Below are 22375 nucleotides of genomic sequence, written 5' to 3'. Positions count from 1 at the left end.
CTGGAGCCTCGCCTTGTGTCCCGGCCGGGGCATTTTTGCGGTTCCGGCGCGGTTGGTCTTGACGTTATAAGACGTTACGCGGCTGTCCGCCAGGCGGTCGCGTGGTGCTACCGAGGAGGATCCATCAGCGCCGAGCCCCGCATCAACGACCGGATTCGCGTTCCCGAGGTCCGACTTGTCGGTCCCAGTGGCGAGCAGGTCGGGATTGTTCCGCTTGCCAAGGCCCTGGAACTCGCACAGGAGTACGACCTCGACCTGGTCGAGGTGGCGGCGACAGCCCGTCCGCCCGTGTGCAAGCTCATGGACTACGGGAAGTTCAAGTACGAGTCGGCCATGAAGGCCCGTGAGGCGCGCAAGAACCAGGCGCACACGGTCATCAAGGAGATGAAGCTCCGGCCGAAGATCGACCCGCACGACTATGACACCAAGAAGGGTCACGTCGTCCGGTTCCTCAAGCAGGGCGACAAGGTCAAGATCACGATCATGTTCCGTGGTCGTGAGCAGTCCCGCCCCGAGCTGGGGTTCCGACTGCTCCAGCGTCTCGCTTCGGACGTCGAGGACCTGGGCTTCATCGAGTCCAACCCGAAGCAGGACGGCCGGAACATGATCATGGTTCTGGGCCCGCACAAGAAGAAGACCGAAGCCATGGCCGAAGCCCGTGAGGCCCAGGCCGCCCGCAAGGCGGAGCGTCAGGGCACGAACGACGCCCCGTCCGAGGACGAGACCGCCGAGGCCCCGGCCGACGCGGCCGAGGCTCCGGCCGAGACACCTTCCGAGGCGTGACCTTCGGGGGCCGCCATCCAGGCGCCCCCGGGTCATCCCGGAATCCCATAGAGATCTGACGCCCCTGCAGTCCGGTGCTCCGCACCGTGAGGGGCGCCACTGACGAGGAGAGAACGGCGCGATGCCGAAGAACAAGACGCACAGCGGTGCCAGCAAGCGCTTCAAGATCACCGGCTCCGGCAAGGTGCTCCGCGAGAGGGCCGGCAAGCGCCACCTGCTCGAGCACAAGTCGTCCAAGAAGACCCGCTCGCTGACCGGCACGGTCGTCGTGGCTCCGGCCGACGCCAAGAAGATCAAGAAGCTTCTCGGCAAGTGAGGCCCGGCCTCCGGCTCGCCCCGGAGGCACGACCTCGATCACACCGGGACCAATTCGTTTCCGGGCCGTGTGAAGACACCCACGGCCCCGCTACAAGGAGTTAACAAGTGGCACGCGTCAAGCGGGCAGTCAACGCCCACAAGAAGCGCCGGGCAATCCTCGAAGCCGCCAGCGGCTACCGCGGTCAGCGCTCGCGTCTGTACCGCAAGGCCAAGGAGCAGGTCACCCACTCCCTGGTCTACAACTACAACGACCGCAAGAAGCGCAAGGGCGACTTCCGGCAGCTGTGGATCCAGCGCATCAACGCCGCTGCCCGCCAGAACGGCATGACGTACAACCGCCTCATCCAGGGTCTGAAGGCCGCCAACATCGAGGTGGACCGCAAGATCCTGGCCGAGCTCGCGGTCAACGACGCCAACGCGTTCGCCGCCCTCGTCGAGGTCGCCCAGAAGGCCCTCCCGAGCGACGTCAACGCCCCGAAGGCCGCCTGATCCAGGCGCCCCCTTCCAGGTACGTGAACCGGACCCGCAGGCGGACGCCGTCTGCGGGTCCGGTGCGTTGCCGCTGAACCCACCGCCGTACGCAGAGAGGCTCGCCGCCGACCATGGGCACCCCCGAACTGATCTCCCCGCGCTCCCCGCGCGTCGCCGCCGCCCGCCGGCTGGCCCGCCGCAACTTCCGGGGCAAGGAGCGCAGGTTCATCGCCGAGGGGCCCCAAGCCGTGCGCGAGGCCGCCGCACACCGCGGCGGGGACGGTGAGCCGACCCTCATCGAACTGTTCGCCACGCCCGAGGCCGCCGACCGGTACGCCGACATCGTCGAGGCCGCTCACACGGCGGGCGCCCGGGTCCACCTGGCCGACGCCGACGTCCTCGCCGACGTCTCCCAGACCGTCACTCCGCAGGGCCTCATCGGCGTCTGCCGCTTCCTGGACTCCCCGTTCCAGGAGATCCTGGACGCCAGGCCCACCCTGGTGGCCGTTCTGGCCAACGTCCGCGACCCCGGGAACGCCGGTACGGTACTGCGCTGCGCGGACGCGGCGGGCGCGGACGCGGTGATCCTGACCGACGCCTCCGTCGACCTCTACAACCCCAAGTCCGTGCGTGCCTCGGTCGGTTCGCTCTTCCATCTCCCCGTCGCGGTCGGGGTCCCCGTCGAACAGGCCGTCCAGGGGCTGCGGGACGCCGGGGTGCGGATCCTCGCCGCGGACGGGGCCGGGGCCGACGACCTGGACGACGAGCTGGACTCGGGCACCATGGGCGGCCCCACCGCCTGGGTCTTCGGCAACGAGGCATGGGGGCTCCCCGAGGAGACCCGCGAGCTCGCCGACGCCGTCGTCCGCGTCCCCATCCACGGCAAGGCGGAGAGCCTCAACCTCGCCACCGCCGCCGCCGTCTGCCTCTACGCCTCCGCCCGCGCGCAGCGTCCGCGGCGCGCCCCCGACGCGTAACCCAGCGCCGTCCTCACGGTCCGCCGGCACACGGTCCCGGCCATTCCCGCGCCGCTCCCACCGGCGCGCTCCCCTTCGCGCCCCTACAGGGTGTCGCCGGTTCACCGACGACTAGTAGGGTGACGAACTCGGGGGCCCACTGCACCGGTTCGAGAGGTGGGGTACGGGAAGATGGCTGTCGGCATGAGCTCGCCGCGACCGGCGCGCACCACCGCCGTGCGCGCCGCGGCCGAGGGGCCGGCCGGTCCGGACGGCCTCGGCGCGGGCCTCGACCCGGACGATCTACCCGACGGTCTCGTCGTCGCCGACGAGCGGGGACACGTCGTCTGCTTCAACACCGCGGCCGCCCGGATCACCGCCACCCCCCGCGCCGACGCGATCGGCCGGCCGCTGGACGCCGTCCTTCCGCTGGAGGACCTCAAGGGAAAGCGCTGGTGGCCGCTGACCGACCCGTACGGCGGTCTCGCCACCCGCAACGGCCAGCCCGAGCGCAATCTGCTGCTGCCCGGCGGCCGTGAGGTGCTGGTCTCCGCCCGTTACGTACGCGAGCACCCGACCGGGCCGGTGCGCCGGGTCGTGGTCTGCCTGCGGGGGACCGAGGCCCGTCGCCGTACCGAACGCAGCCACGCCGAACTGATCGCCACCGTCGCCCACGAGCTGCGCTCCCCGCTGACCTCCGTCAAAGGGTTCACCGCCACGCTGCTCGCCAAGTGGGAGAGGTTCACCGACGACCAGAAGCGGCTGATGCTGGAGACCGTCGACGCCGACGCCGGCCGGGTCACCCGGCTCATCGCCGAACTGCTCGACATCTCCCGCATCGACTCCGGACGCCTGGAGCTGCGCCGCCAGCCCGTCGACATCCCCGCCGCCGTGGCCCGGCACATCCAGGCGCTCATCACCGGAGGCCAGGCCGCCGAGCGCTTCCTCGTCCGCACCCGCGGGCCGCTGCCCGCCCTGTGGGCCGACCCCGACAAGGTCGACCAGGTCCTCGGCAACCTCCTGGAAAACGCGGTGCGCCACGGGGAGGGAACCGTCACCATTGAGATCGCCCCGGCACCCGCGCCGGGCGCCGACGACGAGATGGGAACGGCTGTCACCGTGAGCGACGAAGGCCCCGGCATCCCCGAGGAGTCGATGAGCCGCGTCTTCACCCGCTTCTGGCGGGGCAGCAAGCGCGGCGGCACGGGCCTGGGCCTCTACATCGTCAAGGGCATCGTCGAGGCCCACGGCGGCACCATCACCGTCGGCCGGGGGCCCGGCGGCGGAGCCGAGTTCCGATTTATTCTGCCCGTGAGCATGCCCGCCTACCTGGTGTGAGCGGCCCACGGGCGCCCCGACCGTCCTGCGGCCTTTAGACTCGACCTTTGGCACCTTTGCGTCCTCCAGTCGTCGAGCGGGGTCGCGCCATCAGCCAATCGGAAGCACGGGAAGAGATGTCGGCACCGAACAAGTCGTACGACCCAGTCGAGGTCGAGGCACTGAAACCGGAAGAGATCGAGCGCCTGCGGGACGAGGCGTTCGCCGCCTTCGCCGCCGCCGGTGACCTCGACGCGCTCGCCCAGGCGAAGACCGCGCACACCGGAGGCACCTCGCCGCTGTCCCTCGCCAACCGCGAGATCGGCGCCCTGCCCCCGCAGGCCAAGGCCGAGGCGGGCAAGCGCGTGGGCCAGGCCCGCGGCGCCGTCTCCAAGGCCCTGGCCGCCCGCCAGGCCGAGCTGGAGGCCGAGCGCGACGCCCGGGTGCTCGTCGAGGAGGCCGTGGACGTCACGCTGCCCTACGACCGCGTCCCGGCCGGCGCCCGCCACCCGCTGACGACGATCATGGAGCGCGTCGCGGACGTCTTCGTGGCCATGGGCTACGAGATCGCCGAGGGCCCCGAGGTCGAGGCGGAGTGGTTCAACTTCGACGCCCTGAACTTCGTGCCCGACCACCCCGCCCGCCAGATGCAGGACACCTTCTTCGTCCAGGGCACCACGCCCGACGGCAAGGCCACCGAGGGCGACGAGTCCGGCGTCGTGCTGCGTACGCACACCTCCCCGGTCCAGGCGCGCTCGCTCCTGGAGCGCAAGCCCCCCGTCTACGTGGTCTGCCCCGGCCGGGTCTACCGCACCGACGAGCTGGACGCCACGCACACCCCGGTCTTCCACCAGATCGAGCTGCTCGCCGTCGACGAGGGCCTCACCATGGCCGACCTCAAGGGCACCCTCGACCACATGGTCCAGGCGCTCTTCGGCGCGGACATGAAGACCCGGCTGCGGCCGAACTTCTTCCCGTTCACCGAGCCGTCCGCCGAGATGGACATGGTCTGCTACGTCTGCCGCGGCGAGTCCGTCGGCAAGCCCGACCGGCCCTGCCGCACCTGTGGCAGCGAGGGCTGGATCGAGCTGGGCGGCTGCGGCATGGTCAACCCCAAGGTGCTCACCGCCTGCGGCGTCGACCCCCGGAAGTACAGCGGATTCGCCTTCGGGTTCGGCATCGAACGGATGCTGATGTTCCGCCACAACGTCGAAGACATGCGAGACATGGTCGAGGGTGACGTCCGGTTCACCCGGCCGTTCGGGATGGAGATCTGATGCGCGTCCCGCTTTCCTGGCTGCGGGAGTACGTCGACCTGCCGGAGACGGAGACCGGCCGTGACGTACAGGCCAAGCTCGTCTCCGTCGGCCTCGAGGTCGAGACCGTCGAGCAGATCGGCGCGGGCCTCAAGGGCCCCCTGGTCGTCGGACAGGTCCTGACCATCGAGGAGCTGGAGGGGTTCAAGAAGCCCATCCGCTTCTGCACCGTCGACGTCGGCACCGCCAACGGCACCGGCGAACCGCAGGAGATCGTCTGCGGCGCCCGCAACTTCTCGGTCGGCGACAAGGTCGTCGTGGTCCTCCCGGGCGCCGTCCTGCCCGGCGACTTCGCGATCGCCGCGCGCAAGACGTACGGCAAGACCTCGCACGGCATGATCTGCTCCACCGACGAGCTGGGCATGGGCGACGACGGCACGCACGGCATCATCGTGCTGCCGCCGGAGCACGAGGTCGGCACCGACGCGATCGAGCTGCTCCAGCTCGTCGACGAGGTCCTCGACATCGCCGTCACCCCGGACCGGGGCTACTGCCTCTCCATGCGCGGTGTCGCCCGCGAGACCGCGACCGCCTACGGGCTGCCGCTGCGCGACCCGGCGCTGCTGGACGTGCCCGCGCCCAACGCGTACGGCTACCCGGTCCAGATCTCCGACCCGATCGGCTGCGACCGCTTCACCGCCCGCACCGTCACCGGTCTCCAGCCCGAAGCCCGCTCCCCGATCTGGATGCAGCGACGTCTGCAGAAGGCCGGCATGCGGCCGATCTCGCTGGCCGTCGACATCACCAACTACGTGATGCTGGAGCTGGGCCAGCCGCTGCACGCCTACGACCGCAACAGGGTCGCCGGGCCGATCGGCGTGCGCCGCGCCACCCAGGGCGAGAAGCTCACCACCCTGGACGGCACCGTGCGCGTGCTGGACGCCGAGGACCTGGTCATCACCGACAACCGCGGGCCCATCGGCCTCGCGGGCGTCATGGGCGGCGCCAACACCGAGATCGCCGACGCGGACGGCGAGCACGCGCTCACCACCGAGGTCGTCATCGAGGCCGCGCACTTCGACGCGATCTCGATCGCCCGCACCGCGCGCCGCCACAAGCTGTCATCCGAGGCGTCCAAGCGCTTCGAGCGCGGCGTCGACCCGCAGGCCGCCGCCGCTGCCGCGCAGCGCACGGTGGACCTGCTGGTCCTCCTCGCGGGCGGCACCGCCGAGGCCGGGGTCACCGAGATCACCTCGCCCCACGCACCGCGCACCATCGCGATGCCGGCGAACCACCCGGACAAGGTGGCCGGTGTGGAGTACGGCCGCGAGACCGTCGTCCGCCGCCTCCAGGAGGTCGGCTGCGACGTCTACGGGCAGGACGAGCTGATCGTCACCGTCCCGTCCTGGCGGCCCGACCTGGGCGAGCCGAACGACCTCGCCGAAGAGGTCATCCGGCTGGAGGGCTACGAGAACCTGCCCTCCACCCTGCCCACGCCCCCCTCCGGGCGCGGCCTCACCGACCGGCAGCGGCTGCACCGCCGCATCGGCCGGGCGCTGGCCGGAGCCGGTTACGTCGAGGCGCTGAACTACCCGTTCATCGGCGACGCGGTCCTCGACCAGCTCGGCCTGGAGGCGGACGACGCCCGCCGCCGGACGGTCAAGCTGGTCAACCCGCTCTCCGACGAGGAGCCGGCGCTGCGCACCACGCTGCTGCCGGGCCTCCTCGGCACACTGCGGCGCAATGACGGCCGGGGCAGCCACGACCTGGCGCTCTTCGAGACCGGCCTGGTCTTCAGGCCGACCGGTGAGGAGACGGCCGCGGTCCGGCTGCCCGTCGACCGCCGGCCCACCGACGAGGAGATCGCCGGACTGAACGCGGCCCTGCCGCGCCAGCCCCGCCGCGCCGCCGTCGTCCTCGCGGGCGCCCGCGAGCAGGCCGGCTGGTGGGGCAAGGGCACCCCGGCGACCTGGGCGGACGCCGTCGAGGCGGCCCGCCTGATCGCCGCGGAGGCCGGTGTCGAGGTCGTCGTCCGCGCCGACCAGCACTCCCCGTGGCACCCGGGGCGCTGCGCCGCGCTGTACGTCAACGTGAACGGCGAAGAGACCCTCTTCGGTCACGCGGGCGAACTGCACCCGCGCGTGATCAAGGCGCTCCACCTGCCCGAGCGGACCTGCGCCGCCGAGGTCGAGCTGGACGTCCTGGAACAGGCCGTCGACGGAGTGCTCCAGGCGCCCCGGATCTCCACCTTCCCGGTGGCGACCCAGGACGTCGCGCTCGTCGTCGCCGGGGACGTCCCCGCCGCCGACGTGGAGCGGGCGCTGCGCGAGGGCGCGGGTGAACTCCTCGAATCGCTGCGGCTGTTCGACGTCTTCACCGGCGAGCAGATCGGCGGGGGCAACAAGTCCCTGGCGTACGCGCTGCGCTTCCGCGCCGCCGACCGCACGCTGACCGTCGAGGAGGCATCGGCCGCCCGCGACAGCGCGGTGGCCCTGGCCGCCGAGCGTACGGGCGCGGTGCTGCGCGGGGCGTAGGCGCCACAGCGTTGAGAAGGGGCGTATCCGGCCACCGGATACGCCCCTTCTCCGTCCCGCCGATCGGCGGAGGGACCACACGCCGGATCGGGAGCGGGAACCGGGAGGAAACGCGGTTCCGGCAGCCGTTCCGCAGCCACCCTCCTTCGTCGTCGGTCAGTGGGCCGTGCGGTCCGGGCGCCGTCCGCACTGCCTCGGAGTGTCGGGCAGGTAGCAGTGCGGACGGCGCGGGTGCGGGTCGTAGGCCGTTACGAGGGGGAGCCGACGACCCGGCCGCCTCTTGCGAGGGAGTTCATTCAACCGAGCCGGGGGTCCGGGCGGCAGAGCGCACAGCAGGAGGGTTCGGGCATTCCGTTCACACCCCGTGTGAATCGTGCTCCACTAGGCTCATTGCGACACGCACCTGGGGGGACGATGGAGCCCAATGTCCTGCTCGAATCGTTGATCGAGGAGTCCGGAGTCTCCCGGGCGGGCCTCGCCGGTCACATCAACCGGGCGGGCCGGTCCCGCGGGCTGAGCCTTCGGTACGAACACACCGCCGTCTCCCGCTGGCTCAAGGGCCAGCGCCCGCGCGGCCAGGTGCCGGATCTCATCTGCGAGGTGCTGGGCGGACGGCTGGGCCGGCCCGTCGGGCTCGACGACATCGGGATGGGTGTCTCGGCCGCATCCGCGGGGACGGACGCCGGCGCCGGGAGTGCCTCCCTCTCCGGGTTCGTCGAGCGGGCCACCGCGCTCTGGCGCTCCGACGAACAGCAGCGCCCGCATCTGGCCACCGTTCCCGCCGTCACGGGCACCTCGGCGGTCATGCCGGTCTGGGAGTGGGAGAACCCCCCGGAGGACACCGACGTCTCCCGTCCCGGCCCCGGCCGGGTGAGCCCCTCGGACATAGCGATGCTCAAGGCGGCCCGCGTCCACTACGAGCAGATGTACCGCAAGACGGGAGGCATCGCGACCAGGTCCCGGATCGTCCGCTTCCTCGACGCGGAGGCGGCTCCGCTGCTGCGGGGCGGCCACAGCGACGCGCTCGGCCGGAGCCTGCACCGGGCGACGGCGGGACTGGTCGCGGTGGCGGGCATCTGCGCCTACGACTCCGACGCCCACGGGCTCGCCCAGCGCTACTTTCACCAGGCGCTGCGGCTCGCCAAGTCCAGCGGGGACCGGGGGCTCGGCGGCTATGTGATCGCCCTGCTGGTCACCCAGTCGCTGTTCCTCGGCGACTACCGCCGCTCCGTCGCCTTCGCCGAGGCCGCGCTGCGGGCCGCCGGAAGCCATATCACCCCGGCCCTCGCCGCCGATCTGCACGCCATGCAGGCCAAGGCGTACGCCCAGCTCGGCGACGCGGTGAGCGCCCGCGCCTGCATCGGGCGTGCCGAGGCGCAGGCGGGCCGGATCCACACCGGCCGGGAGCCGGACGAGACCGGGTACGTCCAGCCGGGCCTGGTCGACGTCCAGGTGGCGGAGGCGCTGCTCGGTCTCGGGGACCTGTCCGCCGCCCGGGAGCACGCGGCCTCCGCGGTGCGCGCCCCGGCGCACGACCGGGGGCGCGTGCACCGGCTGGCGATGCTCAGCCATATCGAGCTGCTTCAGGGCGAGCCCGACCGCGCGGCCGGTACAGCTGCCGAAATGGCGATGAGGGCCCGGGGCATGGAGTCCCAGCGGCTGCGCGACCGGCTGCGACAGGTCCGGCGCGAGCTGGCCGCGAGCGGCTGCGCCGACGCCGCGGGGACCGCCGATCTCATCGACGAGGCGCTCCGCGTGCCTCTGTGAGCTCCGCCGACGCCCCGCCGCTCGTTCCCCCTGACAGCCGAGCCTGCTGACATGTTGACCCCAACATGTCGAAAGGCGGCAGAACCGTGCAGTGGACGAACTTAAGCGAACAGAATGTGTATCAGAACCCATGGTTCCGGGTGAACCTGGCGGATGTCGAACTCCCCGACGGCAGCCACCTCGACCACTTCGTCATCCGGCTGCGCCCCGTCGCGGCCGCCACCGTCGTCAACGAGGCCAACGAGGTGCTGCTGCTCTGGCGGCACCGGTTCATCACCGACAGCTGGGGATGGGAGCTGGCCGCCGGGGTCGTCGAGGACGGCGAGGACATCGCGGCGGCGGCGGCCCGCGAGATGGAGGAGGAGACCGGCTGGCGCCCCGGCGAGCTGCGCCCCCTGCTCACCGTGGAACCCTCGAACGGCCTCACCGACGCCCGCCACCACCTCTACTGGTCCGACGAGGCGCAGTGGACCGGCGACCCGCAGGACCCCTTCGAGTCGTCGCGCCGCGAGTGGATACCCCTCAAAGTGGTCCCGGACATGATCGCCCGGGGCGAGGTGCCCGCCGCGAACATGGCGGCCGCCCTGCTGATGCTGCACCACCTGAGACTGGGCTGAGCCGGGACCCGTGCGCGTGTCCCGTCGCGGAGCTCTCTGCGGTGATCGTGTTCGAGCCCACAGCGGAGGAGGTCCCCCTGAAGCCGGACGAGACCCTCACTGTGGAATGGTTCGCCGAGAAGACGGACGGAATGGTCTCGCTGGATGAGGGAGACCTCGTCGTGTCGGCCCCGAGCGGCGGGTACACACGAGTCTGGGGATCCGGCGGCGCGGAAATTTACGTGGGCCCCGACTCGCGCAGCGACGCACGGTGATCGACCTCGCCGGTAAGTAGGTCTCCGGACCGACAGCGGGTGGTCTCCGAAGACTCCGGAGCCCACCCGCTGATGTGTACCGCGAGGCCGGCCGTCGCACCGGCCTCAAGCCCCGCTTCCGCTCCCCCCGTTGAGCTTCGCGTCCAAGGTGATCGCCGCGTCGATCAGGGCCAAGTGCGTGAAAGCCTGCGGGAAGTTGCCGAGCTGCCGCCCGGTCAGGCCGATCTCTTCCGAGTACAGGCCCAGGTGGTTGGCGTAAGTGAGCATCTTCTCCAGCACCAGCCGGGCCTGGTCGGTGCGTCCGGCTCGCGCCAGGGCGTCGACGTACATGAAGGTGCACAGGGAGAACGTTCCTTCGGAGCCACGCAACCCGTCGGGTGAAGCCTCGGGGTTGTAGCGGTAGACCAGGCTGTCGCTGACCAGCTCCTGCTCCATGGCGTCCAGCGTGGACTTCCACATCGGGTCATCGGGGGTGATGAAACCGACCGTCGGCATGCGCAGCAGCGACGAATCGAGCACATCGTCGCCGTAGTGCTGGACGAACGCCTGCTTCCGCGGGTCCCACCCCCGGCTGAGCACCTGCGCGTAGATCTCGTCACGCGCGTCCACCCAGCGGCCACGAGCGGCGGGGCGTCCGTCGTCGTAGGCGATGCGAAGGGCACGGTCGAAGGCCACCCAGGACATCACCCGGCCGTAGGTGAAGTCCTTCCGCCCGCCACGGGTCTCCCACAGCCCTTCTCCGGGCTGGTCCCAGTGGTCCACCAGCCAGTCGAGAAGGGTGTGCAGCGCGGTCCAGCCCCTGTGGTCGAGGTGCATGCCGTGCCGATGCGCGAAGTAGATGCTGTCGAGCGCCTCGCCGTAGATGTCCAGTTGCCGTTGGGTCGCGGCTCCGTTGCCGATGCGGACCGGTGCGGAGCCGCAGTAGCCCTCCCAGTGCTCCAGCGCCTCCTCGACCATGTCGGACGAACCGTCGACCCGGTACATGATGTTCAACGGCCCCGCGCCGTCACCCTGGCCGGCCTCTTCCTTCACCCGGTCGTGCAGCCAGCTGTTGAACGCCGCCGCCTCTTCCTTGAAGCCCAGGCCCAGCAAGGCGTACACCGAGAACGACGCGTCCCGGATCCAGGTGAACCGGTAGTCCCAGTTGCGCTCTCCCCCCAGCTGTTCAGGCAGAGCGGCGGTGGGGGCGGCGACCAGGGCGCCGGTCGGCGCGTAGGTCATGAGCTTCAGGGTCACAGCTGAACGCTCCACCGCTTCGCGCCAGCGGCCTGTGTAGGTGGACTGCCCCAGCCAGGAGCGCCAGAAGAGGACCGTCTCGTCGAAGAGGTGCTCGAACTCGGCTCCTCGGACCTCGTGCGGCGGCCCGCCGGGGGACGACTCAAGGACAAGACCGCGCTGCTGCCCCGCCTGCAGAGTCAGCGTGAACCGCAGGTCGTTGTCCCCGGAGAGGATGTTCAGCAGCCGCTCGTCCTGAGGTTCACGAACTGCGTGGACGGCGAGGTCCATGTCCTGCGCAGTGAACAAGGCCCCATGCTCGGTGATGTGCAGCTCGTGCGGCTTGCGGCCGTAGTCGAAGCGCGGAGCGATCTCGCCCTCGAACGTCATGCTCCCCCGGACACAGCGCAGCATCCGGACCAAGCGGTGCCGGTCCGTCGCCGTCGTGCCGGTCACCGGCATGAAGTCGACCACCTCGCCCGCCCCGGCTTCGGTCATGAAGCGCGTCACCAGCACAGCGGTGTCCGGATGGTAGAGCTGCTTGGTGGTGTAGTTCTCCGCGGCGGGCCGGACGGTGAAGTGGCCGCCCTTCCGCTGATCGAGCAGAGCACCGAAGACACTGGGCGAGTCGAAGCGCGGGCAACAGAACCAGTCGATGGTCGCATCGGTCGTCACGAGCGCGGCAGTCTGCAGATCGCCGATCAGACCGTGGTTCTCAATGAGGGGGTAATCGTCCATCTTGAGCCCCTTTCGACCTCGAATGACAAGCCTAGGCCAGTGGTGGCGCCCCGTCCTGGCGGAGTGACGTGAGGTGCGGGCAGGTGTGGGACGTTGCGCGTCGGCGTGTCCCTCCCGGAGGCAGGCGTCGCGGCTGTTTGAATCCGCCCTATGACGATGCGCGATGACTCGGCGCTTTTTGGCAACCGATTTCTGACCGCGCCCGCCCCCTCGGATACTTTCCCCGAAGAGGGCATGGCGGCGACGGACGCAATGAGGCTCGTCGACGTCGATCTCGCCATGGAGGGCGACCCCCAGCGCAATCTCGCGACGTTCGTCACCACGTGGATGGAGCCGGAGGCGCAGCGGCTCATCTCCGAGAATCTTCACCGTAATTTTATCGACCATGCCGAGTACCCCATTTCCGCCGAGATCGAGCAGCGTTGCGTGCGGATGCTCGCCGACCTCTTCCACGCGCCGGGAAAGACGACCGGATGCAGGACCCAGGGGTCGTCCGAGGCGATCATGCTGGGCGCGCTGTCACTGAAGTGGAAATGGCGCGAGCGCCGTGAGGCGGCCAACTTGTCGGCCGACAGGCCGAACTTGATCTTCGGCGGGGACGTTCACGTCGTGTGGGAGAAGTTCTGCCGCTACTTCGACGTCGAGCCGCGGATCGTGCCGCTTGCCGAGGGAAAGTACACGATCGGCCCGGAGGACGTGGAGCCTCACCTCGACGAGAACACGATCGGCGTCGTCGCCGTCCTCGGTACCACCTTCACCGGGAACAAGGACGACGTCGTCGGGATCGACAAGCTCCTGCGGGAAGTTCGCAGAGAGCGAGACCTCGACATCCCGATCCACGTCGACGCCGCCAGCGGCGGATTCGTGTGGCCCTTTCTCTACCCGGACTCCCCATGGGACTTCCAGCTCGAACAGGTCCGCTCCATCAACGTCTCGGGCCACAAGTACGGCTTGGTCTACCCCGGCGTCGGCTGGCTGATCTTCCGTGAGGAGTCCGACCTGGCCCAGGACCTCGTTTTCTACGAGAACTACTTGGGCAAGACCGACGCCACATTCACCCTGAATTTCTCAACCGGTTCGGCGATGGTGCTTGCGCAGTACTACAACTTCGTACGTCTCGGTCGCCAGGGCTACACCTACGTCATGAAAATCATGCAGGAGAACGCCCGCGTATTGGCGGAAAACCTACGTAAAAGCGGCCGCTTCGAAGTGATCGGCAGCGACGCTGAGCAGCTGCCCCTCGTCGCTTTCCGTCTCGCCGGCCATCACCCCTACGACGAGTCCGACGTTGCCTGGCAGCTCTCGGCCGAGCGCGGCTGGATGGTGCCGGCCTACACCCTGCCGCCCGACGCGGAAGGGGTGAAGATCCTGCGTGCCCTGGTCAAGGAGACGCTGAGCCGCGAGCAGATCCACCGTCTGAGCCAGGACATCGCCGACGCGTGTCGCACCTTGGACGACAAGGGGTCGACTCACCGTGTCGAGCGGAGCCAGGTCAAGCGCGGGACCGGTTACTGACGCGACTCACCGATTGCTCCCACCAGCCTGACAGGCCCCGAACGATCGCGATCGGGCTACGGCCACGTGTCCGTCGTACGGCTGTCTCACCCTCCGGGACGCACGGAGTGGACGTCCGCCTGGGCGACGGGGTTCGGTACGTGCAGATCCATACGGGTGACACGCTGCCGGAGCCGGAACGCCGCCGGGGCATCGCGGTAGAGCCCATGTCCTGTTCGCCGGACGCTTTCGCAGCGGCCTCGGCCTCGACGTACTGGAGCCAGGTGCCACCCATGTTCCGCGATGGGGCCTGACGGCATGGCAGGCCCATGAACGCCGCCCGGCGTCACAGCTGAGCCTACCGGGGGAAGCGGTACCGCCCAATGGCCCAACAGCGGCCCGCCGTGGCTGTGGCCCCGTTCGCCCGGTGGTTTCCTGATCCCCGCTCGCCGGGCAGTGGCCGGGTGGGCCGAGCCCCGCAGCGAGGAGACAGGGCATCATGCATTCCCACGCCGAGGCAGCGCAGGTTGATCTGCCTCCCACCTTGTTGAAGGGCCAGACGGCGCTGGTGACCGGAGCCAATTCGGGCATCGGAAAGGGCACGGCCATCGCGCTGGCCCGTGCGGGCGCCAACGTGGCGGTGAACTACGTGAGCGACCGGGAAGCAGCCGAGCAAGTGGTCCAGGAGATCACGTCGTTCGGGGTGCGCGCGGTGGCCTACGAGGCGGACGTGTCGCAGGAGACCCAGGTGACCGCGATGGTGGACCGGACGGTCCAGGACTTCGGAACCCTCGACATCCTGGTCGCCAACGCCGGTATGCAGCGGGATGCCAGGTTCACCGACATGACGCTCGCCCAGTGGCAGAAGGTCCTTGACGTCAACCTCACAGGTCAGTTCCTGTGCGCAAGGGAGGCGGTCAAGGAGTTCCGCCGGCGCGGAGTGGTTCCGGAAGTGTCCCGGGCGGCCGGGAAGATCATCTGCATGAGCTCGGTGCATCAGCTCATCCCCTGGGCGGGACACGTGAACTACGCCTCGTCCAAGGGAGGCGTGCAGATGATGATGCAGACCCTGGCCCAGGAGCTCTCCCCGGAGAAGATCCGGGTGAACGCCGTCGCCCCCGGGGCGATCAAGACCCCCATCAACCGCAGTGCCTGGGAGACCCCGGAGGCCCGGGAGGACCTCCTGCGACTGATCCCCTACGACCGGATCGGTGACCCCGACGACATCGCCCACGCCGTGGTCCTGCTCGCGTCCGACCTCATGGACTACGTCGTGGGGACGACTCTCTACGTCGACGGCGGTATGACGCTCTTCCCCGGGTTCGCGACCGGAGGCTGACCGCTTTCGCGGGCCCCGGACAGCGAGGCGGTCGTGGACACCCCGGTCCTCCTCCTGGCCGGCGCTCCGGCTCGACTCCGGCTGCCCGGGAGGCCTCCTGCCGGCGCGGCGCTGGTCGGCGGTCATGGCGGTGCGGTTCGCCGTCGGTGCCGTGGCCGACACCGTGCTCTCCTTCGAGTCCGGCCTGCTCTGGCCGCCTCATCCACCACGCCAGAACCCGGCCGAAGGGAGTCGCAGTGACAGACGACGAAATGTACCTCGGCATCGCGCTGACCTTGTTGCTTGCCACCGGGTCACAGATCCTGGCGAGCAGACTGCGTGTCCCCGCACTCATCATCCTGCTGCCCGCAGGGTTCACGGCAGGCGCGCTGACGGACGTCATCCACCCCGACAAACTGATGGGGCAGAACTTCGACGTCCTCGTGTCGATGTCCGTGGCGGTGATCCTCTACGACGCAGGCCTCGGGCTCAACCTGCGCAAGCTCACCGGCCGCACGCGATGGATCGTGGGACGGCTGCTGCTGCTCGGTGTGCTTGTCACGTTCCTGACCACCGCCGCCGTCGCACCGGCCATGTTCGACATGCCCCTCAGAGTGGCGTCGATGCTCGGTGTCATCCTCGTCGTCTCGGGCCCCACGGTCGTGGGCCCCCTTCTCGACTTCGTACGACCCTCGGACAAGGTGCGCCGCATCCTCATCTGGGAAGGCACCCTGACCGACCCGATCGGTGCCATCCTGGGCGCGCTGGTGTTCCACGCCATCGCCACCACGCACCAGGTCGACATCGGCCGGGGCTACCAGATCGGCCAGTTCGCCCTCAGCTTGGCCGTGGGCCTGGCCGGTGGCGCGGTCGGCACGGTGTTGCTGTGGCTGACGCTCCGTACGCTGCGGCTCGGCGAGACCCTTGGCACGCTGGCTCAGCTGGCCACGGTGATCGTGGTGTCCGCGGGCGCCGACATCGTCAGGGACGACACGGGACTCATCGCCGCCATTGTCACGGGTCTGGCCGTCACCAACATCAACGGATTCGACATGCCGGCGCGGCGTCCCTTCTTCGAGACCCTGGCCCAGCTGATCATCGGCCTGCTGTTCATCTCCATCTCCTCGACCATCACACCCGCGTCGCTCGTACCCGTGCTCCTGCCCGCCCTCGCCCTCATCGCCATCCTCGTCCTGGTGGTACGTCCACTCGTCGCGTACGTGTCGACCGCACGCGCCGGGCTGACCCCGGGCGAACGGGCCTTTGTCGGATGGATGGCCCCCCGTGGCATCGTCGCGGCAGCCACAGCGACGGCCTTCTCCGCAAACCTCGTCGACAGGGGAGTGGACGGGGCTGCCGAAATCCTGCCCGTCACGTTCCTCGTGATCGTCGGCACGGTCCTCCTGTACGCCCTGACCGCGGCACCGGTCGCCAGAATGCTGGGCATCGTCAAACCCGCCGGCACGCGAATCCTCCTCGTGGGCGGCGAGCCCTGGGTGGTGGATCTGGGAAGAAGCCTGAAGTCCGCGGGCCTCGACCTGCTGATGTGGGCCGGCCTCGAACAGGAGCGCCGAAGGATCACCGAAGCCGGTGTCGAACTCGCCACGGGCGATCTGCTCGCCACGGCCACCAACCCGGGGGCCCGGCTGGAGGGGGTCACGGCAGTGTTCCTGGCCACGGATGACGACGACTTCAACGCGCTCGCTTCGGTCGTGATGCAGGACAGCGTCGAAGGGCCCGTCTACCGGGTCGGACCTCCGCACGACAGCCACGGAGTCGTCGCTCCCTATACCGGCGGGGACATCCTCTTCGGCAGGGCGCTCGTCCGCCACGCGTTGGCGGCGCAGTACGACGCGGGCGCACGGTTCCTGGTCCAGCCGGCCTCCGCACCCTTTCCGGCCGGGAGCGAGACACTCTTCGTGATCCACGACGACCTGAGGCTGGAACCCGTCACCGAAAAGCGCCGGGTCGTCCCCGGGCAAGGCGACAGAGTCGTGCTGCTGGCCCCCGGAACCGAGCGGTGAGGCTCACGGTGCCTGACCGCAGGGGAACACGCCCGCACCATGGCACCGACGAACTGCCGTCCGAAGGGCGCGATGCCGCATGAGCATCATGATGTCCTGGGCCTCCGCATTCCGGCTGCGGCAGTACGTGAAAGCAAGCTTGTGGATCAGCCCGTTGCTCGGGCTCGTCCTGGGAGTCGTTCTGGCCGAACTGGCCATTACCGCCGACGCAACGGACTGGCCACCGAGGGGCTGGCGCTATTCGGCGACGACGGCGAGCGGGGTGCTGAGCTCCATCGTCGGGTCGATGATCGCCCTTCTCGGGTTCGTGGTGACCATCGGTGTTCTCGTCATCCAGCAGGCCACCGGCACGTTGTCGCCCAGGTACATGCGCCTCTGGTACAGGGACCGGCTGCAGAAGACCGTGCTGGCCACCTTCACCGGCACCTTCGCGTTCGCCTTCTCCCTGCTGCGCAGTATCGAGTCGAGTTCGGTACCCGACCTCGGGGTCACCGTGGCCGGAGGGGCCGTGGCCGTCAGCCTGTTGCTGCTGCTCGTCTACCTCAACCGCTTCACCCACAATCTCAGGCCGGTGGCCATCGCCGATCTCGTCGGCCGCATGGGGGAGGACGTCCTGGAGCGCGGAGCCAGGACGATCAGGGCCTCGGCGCCGGACCGCGGTGAAGGCGCGGGCAGCCCGAGCGGAAGGGTGACCGCCGTCCGCGCGACCCGGGGCGGAGCCATCCAGGCACTGGACACGGCAGGCCTGGTGACCGTCGCCGCGCGGCACGACTGTGTGATCTCGGTGCCCCACATGATCGGTGACTACGTCCACCGGGGCGCCCTCCTCGTCGAAGTCCACGGCGGCACGTCCCTTCCCGACAGTCGGCATGTCACTGGCCTCATCGCACTCGGCCCCGAACGGACGATCGAACAGGACCCGGCCTTCGCCCTGCGCGTGCTCGTCGACATTGCCATCCGTGCCCTCTCGCCCGCCGTCAACGACCCCACCACTGCCGTGCAGGTCCTCAACCACACCGAGTCGTTCCTCACCGTGGTCGGCAAGTTGCCCCTCCCCGGCCAGTACGCTCTGGCCGGGGACGACGGCAGACCGCGACTCTTGCTGCGGGGGAGGGGATGGGAAGACTATCTCCAGCTCGCTGTCTCCGAGATCCGCGACTACGGGGCAACGTCCATGCAGGTCTGCCGACGGCTGCGGGCGCTGCTCGACGGGCTGCTCGACAGCCTGCCACCCACTCATCATCCGGCGGTCCGGGCAGAGTTGGATCTCCTGCGTGAATCGGTGGAACGGGCGTTTCCGGATGCGGCGCGCCGTTCCACCGCGCACACGGCCGACAGTCAGGGGGTGGGAGGAAGCTTCCGGCCTGGCCGATAGGCGGGACGGCCGCGTCCGGACCGGCCCCGTGCCCACCGCCGATCGCCCGGCTCCCCACGGCTGAGCCGAGCCCGCCCACGAACAGCTGCCTGTCCGTGTGGCCCACGTACGGACAGCTCAGCAGATCGGTGGGCCTTCCATCTCGCCCCGGTGGCACGGGCGGACCGAGCGGCACCATCAGCCCTCTGCTCGCGTGCGGGGCGAGGAAGTGCGGATGAAACTCCCCGTCTCATGCTGTCAGCTCCCCTCCCGCGGTGATCACTCATTCGGGTGCACCGTGCCCAGCACGCGGCTTCGACCCTGTCGGCGTGATCATGATGGAGCCACGTCGAGTTGGGGTTGAGGGCGGCCGAAGCACGGTCCGTGCTGCGCCAAGAGCAGCGAAAGCACCGTCATGAAGGCTTCCGGACCGCGGATGCGCGTGGCCGTCCTTCCCCCTCGCGGCCCAGGACAGGAGTCCTGGGTGGAAGCCGATGCAGGGACATATCTGTGCACCTCACCCCACACGAGCAAGAACGCCTGATGATGCACGTGGCCGCCGACGTGGCGGAGAAGCGCCGGACCCGCGGCGTGCTGCTGAACTACCCGGAAGCAATGGCGCTGTTGATCGTGCATGTTCTCGAAGGGGCCCGGGACGGCAGGACCGTGGCCGAGCTGATGTCGTCCGGCCGCAAGGTGCTGTCGCGGGAGGAGGTCATGGAGGGCGTTCCCGAGATGATCGAGAACGTGCAGGTGGAGGCCACGTTCCCCGACGGGACGAAACTGGTCACCATTCACGGGCCGTTCCCGGAGGCGGGAGAGGACGAGGAGCCGGTCACCTGTCCGGGGAGGGTCGACTTCTCCCCGGTGAAGGAGGACGAGGTGGTGATCTTCAACGAACGCCACAGGCAGCTCGGCCAGGTGACGGAGCTGATGGTCGCCAATCCGACCGACCGGCCCGTCCAGGTCGGCTCCCACTACCACTTCGCCGAGGCCAACGACGGGCTGGAGTTCGTCCGCAAGGAGGCATGGGGCAGGCGTCTGAACGTCCCCGCCGGCAGCTCGGTGCGATTCGAACCCGGCATCACCGAGAAGGTCCAGCTCGTCCCCATCGAGGGCGCCCGAGTGGTCCACGGCCTGCGCGGCAGGATCGAGGGGCTGCCGGAGAAGGTCAACGGCTCGCTCGACAAGGTCAAGGGTTCATTCCACAAGGAGCAGGTGTGAGTACCACCGTCCAGTGCCCCGACTGCTCCTGCTGCCCCGGAGAGCCGACGGCCTTCGACCCGTTGACGCGACCGGCTTACGCGGACCGTTTCGGGCCGACGACCCGTGACCGTATCCGCCTCGCCGACACGGCGCTGAGCGTCAAGATCGAGGACGACTGGTCGGGCGGCCCCGGCCGCAGCGGCAACGAGATGGTCTTCGGCGGCGGCAAGGTGATCCGCGAGTCGATGGGACAGTCCGTCGTGCCGCGCGACCCGGCGAAGACGAAACGCGGAAAGCCGGCCGGCCCCGCGGCGGCGAGCCCCCCGGACACCGTCATCACCGGTGTGGTCGTCCTGGACCACTGGGGCATCGTCAAGGCGGACGTCGCCCTCCGCGACGGGAACATCGTCGCGCTGGGCAAGGCGTACAACCCCGAGACCATGAACCCGCTCCATGAGGGCGCGGAACCCCACAACGGGATCGGCCCCAGGCCCACCGACTTCGTCATCGGGCCGGACACCGAGGTCATCTCGGGCAAGGGCAAAATCCTGACCGCCGGCGGGATCGACACGCACGTCCACTTCATCTGCCCCGACCAGGTCCGCGAGGCGCTCGCGGCGGGTGTCACCACGCTCATCGGCGGCGGTACGGGCCCGGCGGAAGGCAGCACGGCGACCACGGTCACTCCCGGCGCCTGGCACGTCAGCCGCATGTTCGAGGCGCTGGACAGCGCGCCGGTGAACATCGGGCTGCTCGGCAAGGGGGCCACGATGTCGAAGGAGTCGATGCTCGCCCAGGTCGATGCCGGGGTCCTCGGTCTGAAGATCCACGAGGACTGGGGCGCCACACCGGCGGTCATCGAGCGGTGCCTGGAGGTGTGCGAGGAGACCGGGGTCCAGCTCGCCCTCCACGCCGACTCGCTGAACGAGGCCGGGTTCGTCCAGGACACCATCGGCGCCATCGACGGCCGCTCCATCCACGTCTTCCACGTCGAGGGCGCGGGAGGCGGCCACGCTCCCGACATGATCAAGATGGTGAGCGAGCCGAACGTGCTGCCCGCCTCCACCAACCCCACCCGTCCGCTGACCGTCAACACGGTCAAGGAGCACTTCGACATGGTGATGGTCTGCCATCACCTCAACCCGAAGGTCGAGGAGGACCTCGCCTTCGCGGACTCCCGGATCCGGCCCTCCACGATGGCCGCCGAGGACATCCTCCACGACCTCGGTGCCATTTCGATCATGTCCTCCGACGCCCAGGCCATGGGCCGCATCGGCGAAATGATCATGCGTACGTGGCAGACCGCCCACGTCATGAAGGTCCGCCGCGGCTTCCTGGAGGAGGACCGGCCCCGGGACGAGCCGGAGACCGGCGGCCCGAAGGCCGGGACAGCGCAGGACGAAACGGCGGGGGACACGACCCCGGAGGCCCGGCCGCCTCTGGCGGACAACCGGCGTGCTCGCCGGTACGTCGCGAAATACACCATCAACCCCGCACTCGCCCAGGGCATCGACGCCGTCGTCGGCTCCGTGGAGACCGGAAAACTGGCCGACCTGGTCCTGTGGGAGCCGAAGTTCTTCGGCGTCAAGCCCCACATGGTCATCAAGGGCGGCCAGATCGCCTACGCGCAGGTCGGCGACGCCAACGCGTCGATCCCTACTCCCCAGCCCGTCCTCCCCCGCCCCATGTGGGGGGCCACCGGCCTGGCGCCCGGCTCCCTCTCCTACAACTTCGTCACCGAACGCGCCATCGGCAACGGCCTGGGCAAGAACTCCAGACTCAACAAGCCGTTCAAAGCGATCACGGGCACACGCGGCGTGAAAAAGGCCCACATGAAGGAGAACCACGCCACTCCGCACGTCCGCATCGATCCCGACACCTACGACGTCATCATCGGCGGAGCGAAGGTGACGGACGTGACGACCTTCGTCGACGACCACATCGTCGACCGCGCGTATGTATCCGAACTGCCCATGGCTCAGCGCTACTTCCTCTTCTGAGCTTCCCCGGAGCGCAGCGAGCCGATCCGAGCCGTCAAGCAGAGGAGTGAAGAATGAACCGTGCCGCGCTGCTCATCCTGGCCGACGGGCGGTTCCCCGCCGGAGGCCACGCCCACTCGGGCGGTGCCGAACCGGCGGTCGCCGCCGGCCGGATCACGGACGTCGGCACACTGGCGGAGTTCTGCCGGGGACGGCTGCACACCGCCGGGCTGGTCGCGGCGGCGCTGGCCGCCGCGGCCGCCACCGGGCACGATCCGCTGGCCCTTGACCGGGCCGCCGACGCACGTACCCCCGTGGCCGCCCTGCGGAACACCGCTCGCAAGCTGGGCCGGCAGATGATGCGGGCAGCCCGCGCCACGTGGCCGTCGGCCGAACTCGACGCGCTCGCGGCGGCCCTGCCGCGCGGCGCGCACCAGCCGGTGGTGCTGGGAGTGGCCGCCCGGTCGGCCGGACTCGATCCGCTGGACGCCGCGTACGCGGCGGTGTACGAATCCGTCAGCGGACCGGCCACCGCGACGGTCCGGCTGCTGAGCCTGGACCCGTTCGACGCGAGCGCTGTGCTCGCCCGCCTGGCGCCTGAGCTGGATCGCGTCGCCGCGGCCGCCACCGCCGCGGCACAGCGAGTCCGCGAAGAAGGAGTCGGCGCCCTGCCCGCGGCTTCCGCGCCGCTTCTGGACATCAGTGCCCAGCAACACGCCACCCGGCCCGCTCGCCTCTTCGCCTCCTGACCCCGACCACGAAACACAACACAAG

The 22375-nt window shown here is 69.7% G+C and carries 18 protein-coding genes; 17 read left to right on the top strand and 1 reads right to left on the bottom strand.

Features of this window, described 5'->3' with window-relative positions; genetic code table 11:
* The first annotated feature begins 66 nt into the window (after positions 1–66).
* From infC to RNL97_RS05500, 10 genes are all read left to right on the top strand, one after another.
* Complete coding sequence (infC, locus tag RNL97_RS05545; RefSeq protein ID WP_078652143.1) at positions 67–783, top strand: translation initiation factor IF-3; 717 nt, start codon at positions 67–69, stop codon at positions 781–783.
* A gap of 121 nt (positions 784–904) precedes the next feature.
* Positions 905–1099 carry a 50S ribosomal protein L35 gene (rpmI, locus tag RNL97_RS05540; protein ID WP_003970213.1) on the top strand — a complete coding sequence of 65 codons (195 nt, stop codon included), beginning with the start codon at positions 905–907 and terminating at the stop codon, positions 1097–1099.
* A 107-nt stretch (positions 1100–1206) separates the two neighbouring features.
* The gene (gene rplT / locus RNL97_RS05535; RefSeq protein WP_003970214.1) at positions 1207–1590 is read left to right on the top strand and encodes a 50S ribosomal protein L20; all 384 of its coding nucleotides are present in this window, start codon (positions 1207–1209) and stop codon (positions 1588–1590) included.
* 113 nt (positions 1591–1703) lie between these two features.
* The gene (locus tag RNL97_RS05530; RefSeq protein ID WP_030589930.1) at positions 1704–2549 is read left to right on the top strand and encodes a TrmH family RNA methyltransferase; all 846 of its coding nucleotides are present in this window, start codon (positions 1704–1706) and stop codon (positions 2547–2549) included.
* 171 nt (positions 2550–2720) lie between these two features.
* The gene (locus tag RNL97_RS05525) at positions 2721–3866 is read left to right on the top strand and encodes a sensor histidine kinase (protein ID WP_313750440.1); all 1146 of its coding nucleotides are present in this window, start codon (positions 2721–2723) and stop codon (positions 3864–3866) included.
* Positions 3867–3982: 116 nt separating this feature from the next.
* A complete protein-coding gene (gene pheS / locus RNL97_RS05520; protein WP_030589924.1) occupies positions 3983–5122 on the top strand; it encodes a phenylalanine--tRNA ligase subunit alpha in 1140 nt (379 codons plus the stop codon).
* Positions 5122–7635 (top strand): phenylalanine--tRNA ligase subunit beta, encoded by a 2514-nt coding sequence (pheT, locus tag RNL97_RS05515; protein ID WP_030589922.1) that lies wholly within the window; start codon positions 5122–5124, stop codon positions 7633–7635. Before pheS ends, pheT begins: the two co-directional genes overlap by 1 nt.
* Positions 7636–8049: 414 nt before the next feature.
* Positions 8050–9402 (top strand): transcriptional regulator, encoded by a 1353-nt coding sequence (locus tag RNL97_RS05510; RefSeq protein ID WP_313750439.1) that lies wholly within the window; start codon positions 8050–8052, stop codon positions 9400–9402.
* An 86-nt stretch (positions 9403–9488) separates the two neighbouring features.
* Entirely contained in the window at positions 9489–10019 is a 531-nt protein-coding gene (locus RNL97_RS05505) for an NUDIX domain-containing protein (protein WP_313750438.1), read from the top strand.
* Between the two features lie 41 nt (positions 10020–10060).
* A complete protein-coding gene (locus RNL97_RS05500; protein ID WP_030589917.1) occupies positions 10061–10273 on the top strand; it encodes a hypothetical protein in 213 nt (70 codons plus the stop codon).
* 105 nt (positions 10274–10378) lie between these two features.
* On the opposite strand, the gene RNL97_RS05495 is transcribed toward RNL97_RS05500, so the two are convergent.
* The gene (locus RNL97_RS05495; RefSeq protein WP_243313545.1) at positions 10379–12226 is read right to left on the bottom strand and encodes a glycoside hydrolase family 15 protein; all 1848 of its coding nucleotides are present in this window, start codon (positions 12224–12226) and stop codon (positions 10379–10381) included.
* Positions 12227–12376: 150 nt separating this feature from the next.
* Here RNL97_RS05495 and RNL97_RS05490 point away from each other — a divergent pair, with 150 nt between their 5' ends.
* The 7 genes from RNL97_RS05490 to RNL97_RS05460 all read left to right on the top strand — a co-directional run bounded on the left by RNL97_RS05490 (position 12377) and on the right by RNL97_RS05460 (position 22350).
* Entirely contained in the window at positions 12377–13741 is a 1365-nt protein-coding gene (locus RNL97_RS05490; RefSeq protein ID WP_313750437.1) for a glutamate decarboxylase, read from the top strand.
* Between the two features lie 478 nt (positions 13742–14219).
* On the top strand, positions 14220–15059 hold the full coding sequence (locus tag RNL97_RS05485; RefSeq protein WP_313750436.1) for an SDR family oxidoreductase: 840 nt from the start codon (positions 14220–14222) through the stop codon (positions 15057–15059).
* Positions 15060–15295: 236 nt separating this feature from the next.
* The gene (locus RNL97_RS05480; protein ID WP_313750435.1) at positions 15296–17062 is read left to right on the top strand and encodes a cation:proton antiporter; all 1767 of its coding nucleotides are present in this window, start codon (positions 15296–15298) and stop codon (positions 17060–17062) included.
* A gap of 88 nt (positions 17063–17150) precedes the next feature.
* Positions 17151–18437: a DUF2254 domain-containing protein gene (locus RNL97_RS05475; RefSeq protein WP_313750434.1), complete on the top strand. Its 1287-nt coding sequence runs from the start codon at positions 17151–17153 to the stop codon at positions 18435–18437.
* 363 nt (positions 18438–18800) lie between these two features.
* Positions 18801–19640, top strand: coding sequence for an urease subunit gamma (locus RNL97_RS05470; RefSeq protein WP_308381850.1), 840 nt, complete (start codon positions 18801–18803; stop codon positions 19638–19640).
* Positions 19641–19702: 62 nt separating this feature from the next.
* On the top strand, positions 19703–21622 hold the full coding sequence (locus RNL97_RS05465; RefSeq protein ID WP_030589902.1) for an urease subunit alpha: 1920 nt from the start codon (positions 19703–19705) through the stop codon (positions 21620–21622).
* A gap of 53 nt (positions 21623–21675) precedes the next feature.
* The gene (locus tag RNL97_RS05460; protein ID WP_243313536.1) at positions 21676–22350 is read left to right on the top strand and encodes an urease accessory protein UreF; all 675 of its coding nucleotides are present in this window, start codon (positions 21676–21678) and stop codon (positions 22348–22350) included.
* Positions 22351–22375 lie beyond the last annotated feature (25 nt).

Origin of the sequence: Streptomyces parvus, from assembly GCF_032121415.1 — a bacterium.
GTDB lineage: Bacteria > Actinomycetota > Actinomycetes > Streptomycetales > Streptomycetaceae > Streptomyces > Streptomyces globisporus_A.
The sequence above is the reverse complement of the archived record's forward strand: the minus strand, read 5'-3'. Positions and strand labels throughout refer to the sequence as shown.